The sequence below is a fragment of the Limisphaera sp. VF-2 genome (assembly GCF_049537125.1).
Lineage (GTDB): Bacteria > Verrucomicrobiota > Verrucomicrobiia > Limisphaerales > Limisphaeraceae > Limisphaera.
Window position 1 is genome coordinate 89545 of record NZ_JBMVQY010000005.1, and the last position, 16353, is coordinate 105897.

The following is a 16353-nucleotide window of genomic DNA, read 5'->3' on the forward strand; positions in this document are numbered from 1 at the left end:
GGGCCAGCCCCGGCTGCCTCGGCTGCCGGCGCACTCAGGGGCTTCCCCAGCGTTGGTTTTTCGAACGTTCGAACGGCGGCCCGATGCCAGCGTCCCTGGCGGGCTGAAGGGCAAAGCTCCAGAAGCGCCGCGCCCAGGAGGTGTGAGGCCGGCTTGCGATCCACGGCCGACAGCCGGTTCACATTAGCACCGGCTCGACCAATCTTCGCGACGCGGAGGTGCTTGTCGGCCTGCAATGCGGACCGGCACCGGCCAACGGACCGTGGGGAGCCAGCGGCAGCCGACCCGGCGGCTCCGAGCATCCGGCATGGGATGAAACTGGTCGGTCAGGGAGTGGGAATCCCCCGCGGCAGCGGCGGCAAAAGCCGCAGGGCCGATTGCCTTGGCCGGGCGCGGGGCTCGATCCCGAACCAAAGAAGGCGGAGCCGTAGGTTGTGCGGTCATAATCTCTGTGACCAGCTTGGGCCAAAACGGTTGGCGCGGTAGTGTGCGTTTGGATGCACAGGGGCTGTCCCGGGGATTGCCCCGGGAGTTTGCGCCGCCTACTGTGCCCGTGGGACGCAATGTCGGCACAAAAGCAACGAGCCCGGCTCGGAGGGTGGCTGGCTGCGCTGGTGATCGCCGGGAGCATTTGGCCGGCCGGCGCCCAACCGACACCCTGGTGGCGTTCCTTCAAGGCCATGGATGGTCTGGCGGAGGCCCCGTGCGCTTCCGTTACGGTTTCCAGCCGCGGCAATGTGGTCGTTCGACACCGTCGGACCAATGCGGTCTCACGCGTGGACGGCTATCAAGCGTCGGTGATCGAATTGCCGGCGCGCGCCGGCTTGCGCGTGTGGGAATGGCACACGGGCCAGCTTTGGACGCCGGGCCTGGGGGGCGTATACGTCTGGCAGGGCGGCCATTGGCGTTGGCTTCCGGTGACGCCTCCGACGGTGCCTTCGGGCAACGCCGTGACCCCCGTGGGGCCCCAGACACCGCTGCGACCGGTGCGCACGGGGCGGGTGCTGGTGCTGTTGCCCGAGCAGTTGTTGGTTCTTCAATTGGGGCGGGACGAAGAGATCGAGGTTCAACAGATCGTGACCAGTGATGCCTTGAAACTGGGCCCGCTCTATGACCTGGTGGTGAGCCGGGATGGGAGTCTGTGGATCAGCGCCGATCGAGGTCTGGCCCGGGCCCGGGTTCCGGCGCGAAACGCCCGGCCGGACATCGAATGGCAGACCTGGCCCGCCCCTGTGGAGCTTGGCCTGAGTGGATTCCAGGGCCTGAGTGAAGATGGGCTCAATCACTTGGTCATGCTGGCTCGCCGGTCCCGGGACGCGCGTTTGGTGGCGGTCGAATTTGATGGCGTCCGATGGTGGGTTGGGCCGGAACTGCCCGAAGACACGTTTCGAACCTGGCATGGCCCGGGCCACGTCCTGTGGGCCGCGACCTCCACCGGATTGTGGCAACGGGACGCCAGCACAGGCTTATGGGAGCGCGACGAGACGTGCCCTGCGCGCGAGGTCTATGATGCGGCAGTAGGGGCAGAGGGAACCTTCTGGCTGGCGACCTCGGATGGTCTGCTGAAATACAGCCCTCCCTTGTGGCGAAGACCTCCCTGGGGACACGACAGCGATCCCGTCTTGGCGCTGGCGGAGCGGGGCGATGGCACCTTATGGATGTTGCGACCCGATCGTGTGGATGCCTGGCAGGAAGGCAGGCAGGAAACCCTCCCGTTGCCGGCGGAATCCTCTTGGGACCCGGCAACCCGACCAAGACTCTGGGTAGTGGGCGGGCGCGACTTGCTGCTGGATGCCGGGCACGGCCTCTGGCTGTGGAAAGACTCGAACCGAACCTGGCAACCTTTGCAGGGGCCAGGTCCCGGACCGGCTCGCGCACTGGGCGTGCGCGCCGACGGCGCCGTGGTGGTGCGGGTCCACGCCCCGGCGCCCCCGGACGCCCCAGGGCCGGCAGTGTGGTTCTGGCTTGCCCAGGGCTGGAGTGCCGGCGAGCCGGGCCTGAGCTGTCCTACCACCACGGCTCATTGGGAAGCTTACTGGCAGGCACGGAACGGCGACCAATGGTTTGCCGGCGAGGGCGTGCTGGTGCGGATTCGCGACGGCCGTGAACAGGCCTTCGCCGTCGGAGAAACCATGGACGTGAACCGGATCGGGGCGCTGACCGAAGGACCCGACGGGCGCCTTTACGCCGTAACCACCGAGCAGGTTTGGAGTTGGGACGAACGCGAGTGGACGCTGGTCTGGAGCGGCAGCGATCTTTTGCACGCGGTGTGGTGCAGCCGGGACGGTTCCCTCTGGCTGGGCTCTCAAGACGGGCTGCTGCGGCGGGGTCCCCTGGGATGGATTGCGCACGGAACGGAGGAGGGCCTGCCGCCGGGGCCGGTGTACTGCTTCTGGGAGGACCAGCGCGGTCGGTTCTGGGCCGGCACGGCCCAGGGCCTGATCCGATGGCATCCGGAGGCGGATCGCGACCCGCCACGGACCGAGCTGAACCTGCCCGAGGGATTGCGCCTGCCCGAGGGCGCAACTCTCACCGTCGGGGTGCGCGCCCGGGACCGGTGGAAGTTCACGCCGACGGCGCGGCTTCTCTATTCCTACCGGCTCGATGCGGGGGAATGGTCGGCCCCCCAGGAAAGCACCGTGCTCATGTGGGGAGACCTGCGTCCCGGGCGACACCTGCTGCAGGTCCGCGCCGTGGACCGGAGCGGCAACGTGGAGCCGACGCCTGCGCAGCGCGAATTCATCATTCAACTGGCCTGGTACCGGGATCCGCGCTTGCTCGTGAGCGTCGTGGCCGGCGCTCTGGGGGCGTCGTTTTTTGCCCTGCTCGCCTGGAACCGGCATCGCCAATTGCGGCGCAGTTATGCCGAAGTGGAACGGCAAGTGGCCGAGCGGACCCGGCAGTTGGAAGCGGCCTACCAGGAGCTGCTGCAGAGCCAGAAAATGAAGGCCTTGGGAACCCTGGCCGCCGGCGTGGCCCATGACTTCAACAATCTGCTGTCCATCATCAAAGGTTCCGTGCAGATCATCGAAGATCACCTGGACGACCCGGTGAAGGTGCGGCGGCGATTGGACCGCATCAAAACCATGGTCGAGCAGGGCACCCGGGTGGTGCAGGCGATGTTGGGCTTCAGCCGCAGTTCGCAAGAACATCTGAGCCCCGCCGATCTGAACGAGGTGGTGCAAGATACGCTGGCGTTGATGGGCGAGCGCTGGCGTGACGCGCCCCGCATCAGGTTCGAGGCCGGGTCGGATCTGCCGCCCGTGCCCATGATCCGGGATCTGGTGCAGCAGATTTTGCTGAACCTTCTGTTCAACGCGCTCGAGGCGAGCGACGAAAATGCCCCGGTGGTGGTCCGCACCGGCTGCAGACAGGATTTGCCCGCGGGGCTGGCGCTGCGACCGGCTCCGGCCGGCCTGTACGGTTACGTGGCCGTGCGGGATTTCGGTTGCGGTATCCCCCCGGAACACCTGCCCAGAATTTTCGAGCCGTTTTTTACGACGAAAGCCCTTTCCAGTCGGCGAGGCACCGGCCTGGGATTGACCATGGTGTACGAAATGGCCAAACGTCTGGGGGGCGGGCTGGCGGTGGAATCCAGGCCGGGGCAGGGGAGCACGTTTACTCTGCTGTTACCTGTCCGTCCGCCGGAGCCTCCGCAGACCGGGGAGAGGGTCAACGATGCGAGCACGGTTGCGGGTGCGCCGGCCGCGCGGGCGAGCGGCGAACAGACTCGGGAGTAAACCGGCTTCCGGGGCCCCGGGGCCGGCGCGGCGAACCCGCACAACAGCTGGAATGTGGCCATGGCTCAAAAAGCGCCCACCGTGCTGGTGATCGAGGACGACGATTATCAGTACGAGCTCTACGAAGAGACGCTCGAGGGCTACCAACTGGTGCGTGTCCGAACCGGGTCCGAGGCCCTGGCCTCTCTTCCCCGGGTCCAGCCGGATGTGCTGATCCTCGACCACGTTTTGGAGAAGGGCGAGCTGGGGTTGGATTTTTTGCCCGAGTTCAAGGAGCTGCTGCCGCACGTACCCATCATCATTGTCTCGGGCGCCCTGGAGGTCCACGAGCAGCTTCGCGCCCTACAGGGGCCGCGGCGGGCGCATTACTGCCTGCCGAAGCCGGTGGATCTGCGGCAGTTGCGCCGCACTGTTGAAGAGGCGCTCCGAGAGTGCGGTCCGCAGGAGGTGGTGCGGCAGTTCGAAGCCCTGGAGCGGTCCCAGCGCATCGATGCCGTGGAGTTGCTGAGCCGGTCCACGGACCGGTTGAGTCGCCAGAATCAGATCCTGGCGCGGCTGCGAGGGCAGCGGCAGCGAGCCAACATTTCGGCCCTGGCGCGAGAATTCAAGGTGGCGCGACGCACGATCATCCGGGACCTGCAGGAGCTCATCCGACGGGGACAGCTGCCGGAGGAAGTGTATCCCGAGTGGCGCAAGCCCGGGGAGCCGGGCGACTGAAGTCCGCCCACGTCCCGGAGCGGAAGAGGCGGACTCACTCCTGCGGATACACCAACACGCGGTCGTGCACGATCAAGATGAGGTCGTTGCGGCCGTCGCCGGTGACATCGGCCACCGCCGCCTCGCGCGGTTCGAACATTTCCGTCAACCGACTCCGGTAGGTTCGTTGCTCGAACACCGGCCATCGGTCGCCCGGCAGGAGACGTTCGTCGGGAGTCACGCGGACCACGTCCACGTAGTTTCGCGCGGTTTCCAAGAAGACGAGCTCCTTTCGCCCGTCCTGGTCCAGGTCCCCGGAAATGACATCTCGCAGGTAACCGTTGCGGATTGGCGTCTCGTACTGGGCCAGCTCTTTGAGGTCAAAAACCGTTCCATCCAGGTCCAGCCAGGCGAAGGCCTGTCCTCCCAGAAAAAAGAGCGAGGGCGCTTGACGGTCGTTCCCCGGGCGGAATTGCAGGCTGGAGAAGTCGGCCCATGGCAGGGGCACGTTCTGTTCGACCCGCCACACGCCGGAGGAATCGCGTTGGCACACCTGCAGGGTGCGCGTCTCGGCATCCAGGAGAAACAACACCGGCGTCCGGCCCGGGGCGACCGCCACGGTGGCGGCCGTCAGCCGCGCTTCCCGCGTGGCTGCATTGATCTGTTCCCTTACCTGAAACGACCAGGCTGTCGGGGTTCCGCCGCCGGGATGGGCCTGGAGTCGAACCACACGAATCAGATTCCGTTGGGCCAACAAAAGCTCCGGGGCACCGTCTGCGTCCAAATCCGCCTGGGCCAGCCAGGGATTCTCCAGCACGCCACCGGGAGGGGAGACCTCCAGTTCCTCGAACGAACCATCCTCCAGTTGGCGAAGGACCCGGATCCGCTCAAACGGAACCAGCACCATCAAATCCGCCCTGCCGTCTGCATCGGCATCGTGCCAAACCATGCGCGTGGGCTGGCCCTTGAAACTCTCCGAGAGCGGTCGGGACGCGGGGTCTGCGCCTGCGCGCAGCAGCCGGAGTGTCCGGCGCCCCTCCTGGTCCACCACGACGGCAAGTGTGACCGGGCCATTCGGCACGGCGCGGCCCAGGGCCATGGCCAGCGGACGCCCTTCGACGGGAAGGAGCACGGGAAAAGGAATGGTTCCCCGGGGTTCCACAGTGGCGACCCCCACGGCCTTTTCATCGGGGCTGAGCAGGAAACATTCGGGGCGACCGTCTTCGTCCCAGTCGCCCACGGCAATCTCGGTGATCCCCATCAGGCTGGGGAAAGCGCGGGGGGCGCCGAACTCCCCTGCCGGCTTTCCCCACCAGAGCACCAGCCGACCGCTTTCGGGCTCGGCCGCCAGCACATCAGGCCAACCATCCGCGTTGAGATCTGCCTGGGCGACGCCCCGGCGCGGCCGGTCGGTCGCCGGCAGGGGCAACACATGGAACTGGCCCTGCCGGAAGGGTCCGAGCGGCTCGGCGGGCCGGGCCTCGAATCGCGCCAGAACGGCACGCCCGCTGGCCTGTCCGATGGTCACGATGTGAACCGGCCCGTTGGAAGCGAGCACGTCCGCCCAATAGGCCCGAAAGGGCGGCCAGCGAAAGCTAAGTTCCGGACCCAGATGGCCCTCCGCCTGCTGGAGCCGGACCCGAATGGGAGTTGCGCTTTCCCAATGAACCAGCACCAGGTCCTGGCGCTGATCACCATTCAGGTCCAACAGCTGCAGCGCATACGCGGGCTGTCCCAGGGAAAGTCGCTCCGGATCGGCCAGCCGGCCCTCCGGCGTCTGCTTGAACCAATGAATCTGACGTTCTCCGAGCACCAGAGCGTCCGTGCGCCCATCGCCGTTCAGGTCGCCCGTGGCCAGCACATTCGGAGAAAACGGCACATCCGGCAGCGACCAACGCCGGGGCGAGCTCCATTGACGGGAACCTTCATTGTATTGGACGACCAACTCCTTCGGATCGCCAAAATACACCAGGTCCGGGCGACCGTCCTGATTGAGATCGGCCACTTCAAGCGCACTGATCCGCTTCTCCACGGCGAGCGAGGCGATTTCGAACCGGCTGTCCGGGGGCAGCTCATTGGGCTCGACCGGCTGCCGGTCCCGGCTTGCCGAAGGGACCGGATCCTTGCCGGTCCGATTGTAGAGGATCGTCAGGCGGGCCCGCGTGTTGTTGGCCAGCACCAGGTCATTCAGGCCGTCTCCATCCAGATCCGCGACGCGAAGATGCGCAATCGCCGGATCGATCGGGAAGAGTTCCGGACCCGTGAACCCGAAGGAGCCCCCTTGCGATGCTCCCAAGCCCGCCAGCCAGATCAGCAACCACAGGCAGCTTGCGCCGGACAGCGCAGCCCTGCCTCTATAGGCAGACAACGCCCGTCGCGCATTCTGCCCTGTCCATTGCTCCGGATCCACCGGAGTCAACCCGCCTGGCCATGGCCATGTCATGGAGCGGCAAAGTAGCGGCTTCGAGGCCACGTGCAAGTTGGAGAAGGGTTCTGACGCCGCCCATGGGTTGTCCCGAATCGCGCGCACGGACCCGGGGGCGCACCTTTTGCGGGCGCCGCAACCTCCCTCGGCCCGTCGGAACTGCTCCGAGCTGGCGGCCGCTGCCCATGAAGGCGGGTTCGCGGATCCGGGAGGGGCATCTGACCCTGCTGCAGGGCGCGGCCTTGGGTGTGCGCGCAATGCGGCCTGAGCGGGATCTCCTTAAAGACGGGCTCCGTCGCGCAGCCTGCGCCCATGAGCGTCCGACCGGAGGTTCTGCAGCGAATCGTTTTTCGCACCGGAAAAATACGTCGCTGCCCGGCTGAAGTCCCGAGTCCGGTTGGACTGAGGCCCGCAGCATCCCGTGCTCCTCATCCTGTTCCGAGCGCCCGGCTTGGCGATGGCTTGTGACCGTTCGCGGCGCTGCCAAGAACCTCGTGCGCGCCCGACCCAGGGCCGGGCCGGTTCGTCGCCCACCGTCGGTTCGAGGATTGCCGTGTTGTGCATTGTCACGGATCGTCCCGCTCTCTAGATTGCCTGCCATGGGGATGTTGTTTCGGGAGGCAGAACCTGGCAGCCGGACCATCCCGGGCTTGTCGGCAAACATTTCGGGGCGCCAATGCATGACGCGGCCGGCCGGAAACCCGGGAGGGCAGGGGATTTAGGGCCATGCACGACTCGACCTTCACCGAGCCGGCCCGCCAAGCCCGTTGGGTCACGGCCCGGGCCCCGGATGGAACCGAGGCGGACCTGCTGGAAGTTTCCATGGGTCCGCAGCATCCGTCCACGCACGGCGTCTTCCGCATGGACGTGGTGCTGGACGGCGAACGGGTCGTCAAACTCAAGCCCGTTTTTGGGTACTTGCATCGGAACCACGAAAAAATCGCCGAGCAGATCAGTTATCTCGGCTCCATGCCCTACACCGACCGGCTCGATTACTTTTGTTCCCTCACCAACAATTGGGCTTACGCCCTGGCCGTGGAGCGGCTCTGCGGCTTCACCGTCCCCGAACGGGCCGAGTACATCCGCGTGATTCTGGCCGAGCTGACCCGACTCCAGAACCACGCCTGTTTGGCGGGCTTTCTGCTCCAGGACATGGGGGCCACCGGCACCCCGCTCATGTACGCCTTCCGAGAACGCGAAAAGATTCTGGACCTGTTCGAATCCCTCACCGGAGCCCGCATGATGTGCAATTACATGCGGTTCGGGGGCGTTCGATGCGATCTGCCGCCCGGCTGGGTGGAACAAGCCCGACGCGTGGTGGACAATTTCCCGCGATTCCTCGATGAATTCGAAGCCCTGCTGACGGAAAACGAGATCGTCATGGCCCGCACCCAGGGCGTGGGCGTTTTGCCCGCTGAACTGGCCATCAATGCCGGGGTCACGGGGCCCGTGCTCCGCGCCAGCGGCGTTCCCTACGATATCCGCAAGGTGGACCGCTACGGCATCTATGACCGGTTCGAGTTCCGCATTCCGTTGGGCGAGCACGGAGACGTGTACGACCGTTACATGGTCCGCGTCCTGGAAATGCGCGAGTCGGTGCGGATCCTGCAGCAGGCCCTGCGGGACCTGCCGCCGGGGCCGGTCCAGAATCCCCAGGTCAAACTCCGCGGTCTGCGGCCCAAGCCCGGCGAGGCCTATGCACGCATCGAGGCGCCCAAGGGAGAGCTGGGCTTCTATCTCATCAGCGACGGCGGGCCCAACCCCTATCGCTATCGCGTGCGCCCCCCGAGCTTTATCAATCTCACCGTTTTGGAGGACATGTGCCGTGGTCACCTGGTCGCGGACGTTGTCATCATCCTGGGCAGCATCGACATCGTGATGGGCGAAGTCGATCGCTGACCTCGGGCCGCGGAATCCTTTGCCGCCCTGGCAGGGCTTCTTTCCAATCATGAGCACCACTCCGGACCCCTTGAACGTGGCATTGATCGGTTGCGGTGCCATCGCACTCCAGAATCATTTGCCCGGACTGGCCCTGTGTCCGAACGTGCGCCTGGAGGCGCTTTGCGACACGGATCCGGCTCGACTGGAAGCCGCGCGTCAGCAAACCGGCGCGCCGCAGGTGACCCGCGACTACCGCGAGTTGATTGAGCGCGACGACATCCATGCGGTCATCATTGCCACCCCCAACGTCACTCATGCCCCCATCGCCCTGGCCGCTGTTGCTCATGGCAAACACGTCCTTTGCGAAAAGCCCCTGGCCATGAATGCAGAGGAGGCTTGGACGATGGCGCGGGCCGCGGAAAAAGCCGGTGTGCGGCACATGACGGCGTTCACCTACCGGTTCGTCCCCGCCATGCGATATCTGGCCCACCTGGTGCGCCGGGGGGACCTGGGCACGGTGTATCATTTTCGCGCCTGCCGATTGCAGGACTGGGGCCGACGCGGCCTGGGTTGGCGACAAGTCCGGGCCCTGGCCGGTACGGGGGAGCTGGGCGACATGCTGAGTCACCGGATCGATTTTGCCCATCTCCTCGTGGGACGGATCCGTCGCCTGGTCGCCCACTGGCGGCGATGGCACGAAGAACGCGGCGGTCAACCCAACGAGTTGGACGAATGGGTCGCGGTGCTGGCCGACTTCGACAACGGCGCAACGGGCGTTTGGGAAAGCAGCAAGCTGGCGACGGGCCACAACGAGAGCTGGCGGGCACCGGACACCGTCGAGCTCAACGGCAGCGATGCCACCTTCCTTTACGAAACCCGCCAGTGGAATACCCTCCGCCTGGGTCGGCCCGGCGGCTCGCATCTGGAAACCCTCGAGGTACCCCGGGAGTTCTGGAAATGGCCCGGCTCGCCACGAGATCCTCTCCAGGGCGACCCCTTGGTCACGTTCCGCTACGATCAGATCTGGGAATTCGTGGACGCCATCCGCCAACAGCGCCCCTGCGCCGTCACGTTCCACGATGGCGCCCTCGTCCAAGAAGTCATGGACGCCGTTGTGCAATCGGCTGAATCCCGCCAGTGGGTCGAGCTACCCCGGCCCGCCCACACCGGACCGGCTGCGCACCCGACCCCAGCCGCCGCTCCATGAGCCCTGCGCCCTCACCTTTTGAAGCTCCTGCCGTCAGCCCACAGAGGAAATCGCTCCATGCCTTCTTCCCGACCTTTCCGGAGAAACCGATGAGCACAAGTGAGATTCCCGACCCCCACATGGATCAGCAACGATCGGCCGTGGTCACCGGCGGCGGCAGTGGCGTGGGCCGAGCAGTGGCTGTGGCGTTGGCGCAACGCGGCTGGCGGGTTGCCATCGTGGGGCGCAGAGCGGAGGCCCTGGCTGAAACAGTCCGGCTGGCCACTCCGCACGAGGCACTGCTTTGGCCGCTGGTATGCGATGTCAGCGAGGCCCCGCAAGTGGAACAGATGGCACAGACCGTGTTGGCCCGCTGGCCGGATCTTGAGCTCCTGGTGAATGCCGCCGGCACCAACGTGCCCCGCCGCGCTCTGGTTCAGCTCTCCCTGGAAGACTACCGCGCCATTCTTGGGGCCAATCTCGACGGCGCCTTCTATTGTGTGCGGGCCTTCCTGCCGGCCATGCGACAGCAAGGGCGCGGCACCATCGTCAATGTCGTGTCAGACGCCGGCAAATGGGCCTCGGCGAAAGCCGGACCGGCGTATGTCATGAGCAAGTTCGGGCTCGCCGGCCTGACCCAGAGCATCAACGCCGAAGAACGCCAGCACGGAATCCGTGCCTGCGCCATTTTCCCCGGGGACATCGACACGCCGTTGCTCGACAAGCGGCCCGAACCGCCGCCCGAGTCTGCCCGGGCCCGAATGCTGCGCCCTGAAGATGTGGCCGCCTGCGTGCTGTTTTGCGCCGAGCAACCGCCTCACGTGATCATCGAGGAACTGCTCGTGCGCCCCCGTTGAGCTCGCGCAGTCCCGTGGCACCGGAGGCATGCCCGCTGGCGATCTGCGAGACGTCTTCCCGCCGCACCCCCGGGCTTTTCAAATCCCCGGGTAAATGGCGGCCAGGAGCAACGTGACCAACAGGCCGGCAAAAGACATGGAGAAAGCCAAAACCGTCCATGTCCGCAACGTCTCGCGCTCCGTAAGGCCACTCAGCCGGCCAATTACCCAGAAACCGCTGTCGTTCATCCACGAGATTCCCAGCGCCCCAAACCCGACCGCCAAAAACAAGTACATCGGATGATACGGGAGCTCCGTCCCCTGACTCATCGCCGCCACCATCCCGGCGGTCGTCAGCATGGAGACGGTGGCCGAGCCCTGGGCGAATTTCAAAAGTACCGCCACGGCCCAGCCCAGCACCAGCAGGTTTGCTTCCCGGCCCACCGCCAGGGCCTGGACGGCTTCGCCCACTCCAGCGTGCTTGAGCATTGCGCCGAACGCGCCCCCTGCACAGGTGATCAACACGATCACACCAGCAGTTTCGAGCGCCTGACCCGTGAGCCGGCTCATCACCGACCAGTTCCCTTGTGACTGCCGCCAGACCAGCCCCATGGCCAGCAGAGTCCCGATGCACAGGGCGACATTGCGGTGCCCCAGAAACTCCACCACCGGGCCCCAACCGCCCCGCGCTTCCGCCGGCACAAACGCGACCACGAACGATGCCGTCGAGATCAGCAACAACGGCAACAGCACGGGCGCAAGCGATGCGACCAGCGTGGGCAGCTCATGATCCGGTCGTTGTGCCAGCCGCTCCAGCTCCGCCAAACCCAGTCCGGGCGTCTCTCGCAGGGGCAGATCGTGGCGGCGGTTGAGCCAGCGCGCCACCTGCCAACCCACGGCCACCACCGGCACCGAGGTCAGCGTGCCCACGATCACCGACCAACCCAGGTCCACCTTCAGGATCTCTGCCATGGCCAGCGGCCCGGGGTGCGGCGCCACCAAGGAATGGGTCACCGCGCCCGCACAGCAAATGGCCATGACGTACAACGTATAATCCCGGCCGGTCCGCAGCCGGAGCGCCCGCGCCAGGGGAATCAGGAGCATGAAAAAGGTGTCGAAGAAAATCGGCAGACTGATCAGGAACCCCCCGCAGACCAGGGCCAAGCCCGCGCGCCGCTCGCCAAAGACTCCCAGAAACCGGCGCACCACCTTGTCTGCTGCACCGCTTTCCAGGATGCAGGCCCCCAGCACCGAGGCCAGGGCAATCACAATGCCGACCCGGCCGCACAGACTGCCCAGCTCCGTCGCCGCTACCTCCACAACTCGCAGTCCATGCGCGCCCGGCAGGTTTCCCGGCAGAACCGACAATCGCTCCGCCGGGGTGGCCCAGCCCGCCAGCCAGGCCACCCCCAACAATGCCAAAAACGGATGCACCCGCAAGCGACCGATCAGAAACACCAGCAACAGGACACAAACGCCCAGAATTGCCAGGGGCCTCACCGTCTCCGGCATCGTCATCAGGGACAGCAGCATACTCGGTCCACCCGTCGGGCCCGCAGCATACCGACCTTGGACCCCGCAGCAAACCATCAACGCATGCAAACACCGCTGCCGGTGCATTTGAGGTTTTGGACGCTCTCCGGCAAAGCTCAGAGCAAGATCGGGCGTCCCCGGGACGCGAAAGATTGAGGGGAAACGGCGTTCCGTGCGATCCTCGAATCCGGGGCCCGAAATGCGCCCTCCGCAGTCAAAGCATCGCGCAGGCCCATCTCCGTGCCCAGGGCGCATCCCATTCACCAGCCCCGAGCAACGCCCCGATTACACCGTCGCCCAAACCCACCGCGCCCTCAAAGGACACCATCCGATTGATCCCGATTGCGAGAGCCGGGGTAGCCGCACCGAATCCCGCCCCTTCAGGACGGGGTGCAATGCGGACTTCGGTCACCCAGAGCATTGCCCATGGTTGGTGATTGACGCCCTGCTGGGGCAACCACAGGGCGCGCTCGAAGTGTAACGATTCACCCGTTTTCGAGACTGTCCGGTTGCCCGAGGTGCTGTCTTGGGTCGGGATTCCGCGCCCGGTTTGGGGCATCCCCGCCGCACGCTGAAGGCGCGAAGCACTTTCGAGCCTTGGGTGTCATCGGCGGGAAATCGATTTCGAGGAGCCTCCCGGGAAGCTTGTTGCTTGCCCTGTTGGTGCAGCCCGGGTGTCCCGCCGCGGGAGATCTGCGGCCCGGCGCAATGCAGGTTTCTGACATCCGCAAAGCACGGCGGAATGTCGCGCAGCCCCGGCACAGGAAAGTCGGGGGAAAAGGACGTCTCCTTGAGATTCTCGAATGTGGCACTCGAAAACCGAGTGCGCCCTGCCACTGTGCCGTCCGCCACGACCTGGGAAACCGACGGCCCCCGCCGGTGAGCTCCACGGCTTGGACTCCGGGCGCGCTCATCCAAAAGCCCGGGCGAAGAATGTGCATTGCCTTGCCCGCTCGCCGGTGGCAGCGTCGATTTCATGGAGTTGCCTCCGCACAAAACCAAAATCGTGGCCACAATCGGGCCGGCCTCCTCGGAACCCGCCATGATGGAGGCGATGATCCGCGCAGGAATGAACGTGGCGCGCCTGAATTTCTCCCATGGTAGTTTCGAAGAAAAGGCCGTGCTCGTTCAGCGATTGCGCGCCGCCGCAGCCGCGGTGGGACGCCGGGTGGCGATTTTGGCCGACTTGCCGGGGCCGAAACTGCGCATCGGCCCGCTGGCCGAGGAGCCCATCGAGTTGATGGCGGGAGACCCGTTTCGTTTGACCACCGAGCCGCTGCCGGGCACTCGGGACTGCGTTTCGGTGGAATTCCCGGCGCTACCCCGGGTCGTGCGCCCCGGGCAGATGCTGTACCTGAACGACGGCCTGGTGCAAATCGAGGTGGAGCGGGTGGAACCCACGACCGTCCACGGCCGCGTCCGCGTCGGAGGCGAACTGCGCTCGCGCAAGGGACTCAACGTGCCGGGGGTGGACCTGGGGCTTTCGGCGTTCACCGAGCGGGATCGGACCTGCCTGCAGCAGGCATGGCAACTGGGCATCGAGATCGTGAGCCAGTCGTTTGTCCAGCGGGCCGCCGACGTTACCGCCGTCCGGGAGGCGGCCCGTGCATGGGGGTACCAACCCATGGTGATTGCCAAGATCGAACGCGGTCTGGCGCTGCAGCATCTCGACGAAATCCTGGCTGCGGCGGACGGGTTGATGATTGCCCGTGGCGACCTGGGCGTGGAGGTGCCGATCGAACGGATGGCTCTGGTGCAAAAGCAAATCATCCGTGCGGCCGTGCAGGCGGCCAAGCCTGTCATCACGGCCACGCAGATGCTGGAATCCATGGTGGCCAGCCGCCTGCCGACGCGCGCCGAAGCCACGGACGTGGCCAATGCGATTTTGGACGGTACGGATGCCGTTATGCTGTCGGCAGAGTCTGCCATCGGACGATTCCCGGTGGAAGCGGTGGCCATGCTGGCGCGCATTGCCCGCGCGGTGGAGCCGGAATGGGACCGGGTGGGCGGGCGCAAGATCGAGTGCCTGCGGCCCCCGGGGCAAAGCGCGGACCTGCGGGATGTGATTGCGCGGGTCGTGGTGGAGGCGTTCGCGTGCACGGAAGCGGCGGCGGTGTTGGTGCCCACCCTCAGCGGCGCCACGGCCCGGAGCGTGGCACGATTTCGACTTCCGGCGTGGGTGATCGCCGTCAGTCCCCACGAAGCGACCTGTCAACGCCTTCTGCTCAGTTACGGCGTGTGGCCCGAGTACGAGCCACAACGGCCGATGGATTGGAATGCGTACGCACGGACCCGGGCACGGCGGTACGGATTGCAGGGCGGCCGGGTGCTGCTCACCGAGGGTCCCTCCCCGGAGAATCCACGGGCCAATCATCGCATGGAAATCATCGAACTGGGCCCGGACGTGCAAACCGTGCCTTAAGAGCGGGCCGGCGCATGTGTTGAAGAAAGCCCGTCAGCCCCGGCCCCGGGCACTGGCCATGCCTTCTGCGCGCCCCTTGCCCACGTGACCCGTGGCAGAAGAGGCCGGTTTGGTTCGCCCGGGCGGCCGGAACAGACCTGCACCCGGGGGGCCGAGCAGCGCCGAACCATCGCTTCGCCGAAGAAGATCGCGCCGTGCGGCGATCCAAGCCGTTCAGCCCCGTGCCAGTTCCTGCCAGAGCCACACGCTCAGTTGCTGACCGCGGGCGAAGATTTCGAGATCGAATTTCTCGTTGGGCGAATGGGCGTTGTCATCGGGCAGGGCCAGGCCCAACAACAAGGTCTCCGCCCCAAGAACCTGTTTGAACTCGTTTACAATGGGGATCGACCCGCCCTCCCGAAGCAGCACCGGCTCGCGTCCGAATGCACGGCGCAACGCACGAAGCGCAGCCCGGGCATCCGGATGGCCCGGGTCGAGGCGATAAGCCGGACAACCATGGCCGCGTCGGAACTCCATGCGCACGGTGCGAGGACAGTGGCGGCGGAAAAAGGCTTCTACACAGCGCAAGATCTTTTCCGGCGTCTGGTGGGGGACCAGACGCATGGTGACCTTGGCCCGCGCCCAGGCCGGGATGATGGTTTTGCTGCCTTCGCCCTGGTAACCGCTCGTCAGGCCGTTGATCTCGAACGTCGGCCGGGCCATTCGTTGTTCGTTCGGACTGTAGCCCGACTCCCCATACAGCGCAGGCACACCGAGGAGCTTTTTATAGGCCGCGGCAGAAAACGGGAGCCGTTGAAGCTGTCGGCGCTCCCCGGCTGTAAGGGGCAGGACATCCTTGTAGAAGCCCGGGATGGCAACACGCCCCTTGGCGTCATGCACACGGGCCAGCAGCTGACACAGCGCCAGGGCGGGATTATGGACCGACCCGCCAAAGATCCCCGAATGCAGGTCCCGATTGGGGCCGTGCAACGTGATTTCAAAGGCCGCAATGCCGCGGAGCGCGTACGTGAGCGCAGGCAGGTCCCGGGCGGGCAAACCGGTATCTGAAACCACGACGGCATCACACCGCAGCGCCCTGCGGTTCTTGCGCAGAAAGCTGCTCAGGGAACAGCTGCCCACTTCTTCTTCGCCCTCCAGCAAAAAGGTCAGGTCGCACGGCAGTTCGGTTCCCGTGCGAAGGTAGGCTTCGACGGCCTTAAGGTGCGCCCAATGCTGGCCCTTGTTGTCGCTGGCCCCGCGGCCATAAAGGGCGCCGTTCCGCACCGTGGCCTGGAACGGTGGCGTGGCCCAAAGCTCCAGGGGCTCGGGGGGCTGGACATCGTAGTGTCCGTACACCAGGAAATGACGGCGGCCACGACGGCGCGGGGTACGGGCCAGAACAATCGGATGCCCCTCCGTGGAATGGACGTGCGCCGCCAGCCCCAGACTCTGGCAGTGTCGTGCCAGCCACTCTGCACACGCCCGCATGTCCGCACGGTGTCGTGTCTGGGCGGACACGGACGGGAACCCCACGTACTCCATCAGTTCCCTCACGAAACGTGCCCGATGCCGGGCCAGGTAATCCAAGACTGTCTGCATGGGTCCGAGTATCCGGGAACCGGTGCTCATGCCAAGCACCGAGAAGCCAAACCGCA

At 65.9% G+C, this 16353-nt stretch carries 9 protein-coding genes; 6 read left to right on the forward strand and 3 right to left on the reverse strand.

Annotated features, from left to right (window positions below; all coding sequences use genetic code 11):
- Positions 1–563 precede the first annotated feature (563 nt).
- Both ACPDIT_RS14155 and ACPDIT_RS14160 read left to right on the forward strand, forming a co-directional pair.
- Complete coding sequence (locus tag ACPDIT_RS14155; RefSeq protein WP_423444542.1) at positions 564–3740, forward strand: ATP-binding protein; 3177 nt, start codon at positions 564–566, stop codon at positions 3738–3740.
- A gap of 60 nt (positions 3741–3800) precedes the next feature.
- Positions 3801–4457, forward strand: coding sequence for a response regulator (locus ACPDIT_RS14160; RefSeq protein WP_423444544.1), 657 nt, complete (start codon positions 3801–3803; stop codon positions 4455–4457).
- Between the two features lie 34 nt (positions 4458–4491).
- Here the strand turns inward: ACPDIT_RS14160 and ACPDIT_RS14165 are convergent, their stop codons facing one another.
- A complete protein-coding gene (locus ACPDIT_RS14165; protein ID WP_423444546.1) occupies positions 4492–6879 on the reverse strand; it encodes an FG-GAP repeat domain-containing protein in 2388 nt (795 codons plus the stop codon).
- Between the two features lie 804 nt (positions 6880–7683).
- Between ACPDIT_RS14165 and ACPDIT_RS14170 the strand changes: the two genes are divergently transcribed.
- The 3 genes from ACPDIT_RS14170 to ACPDIT_RS14180 all read left to right on the forward strand — a co-directional run bounded on the left by ACPDIT_RS14170 (position 7684) and on the right by ACPDIT_RS14180 (position 10785).
- Positions 7684–8760, forward strand: coding sequence for an NADH-quinone oxidoreductase subunit D (locus tag ACPDIT_RS14170; protein WP_423444621.1), 1077 nt, complete (start codon positions 7684–7686; stop codon positions 8758–8760).
- Between the two features lie 49 nt (positions 8761–8809).
- On the forward strand, positions 8810–9949 hold the full coding sequence (locus ACPDIT_RS14175) for a Gfo/Idh/MocA family protein (RefSeq protein WP_423444547.1): 1140 nt from the start codon (positions 8810–8812) through the stop codon (positions 9947–9949).
- 89 nt (positions 9950–10038) lie between these two features.
- Positions 10039–10785, forward strand: coding sequence for an SDR family oxidoreductase (locus ACPDIT_RS14180; protein WP_423444549.1), 747 nt, complete (start codon positions 10039–10041; stop codon positions 10783–10785).
- A 78-nt stretch (positions 10786–10863) separates the two neighbouring features.
- Here the strand turns inward: ACPDIT_RS14180 and ACPDIT_RS14185 are convergent, their stop codons facing one another.
- A complete protein-coding gene (locus ACPDIT_RS14185; protein WP_423444551.1) occupies positions 10864–12276 on the reverse strand; it encodes a GntP family permease in 1413 nt (470 codons plus the stop codon).
- A 997-nt stretch (positions 12277–13273) separates the two neighbouring features.
- Between ACPDIT_RS14185 and pyk the strand changes: the two genes are divergently transcribed.
- A complete protein-coding gene (gene pyk, locus ACPDIT_RS14190) occupies positions 13274–14719 on the forward strand; it encodes a pyruvate kinase (RefSeq protein ID WP_423444553.1) in 1446 nt (481 codons plus the stop codon).
- Between the two features lie 213 nt (positions 14720–14932).
- Here pyk and ACPDIT_RS14195 read toward each other — a convergent pair whose 3' ends face one another.
- Positions 14933–16297, reverse strand: a complete 1365-nt coding sequence (locus ACPDIT_RS14195; protein WP_423444554.1) for a dipeptidase — start codon at positions 16295–16297, stop codon at positions 14933–14935.
- Between the last annotated feature and the right edge of the window lie 56 nt (positions 16298–16353).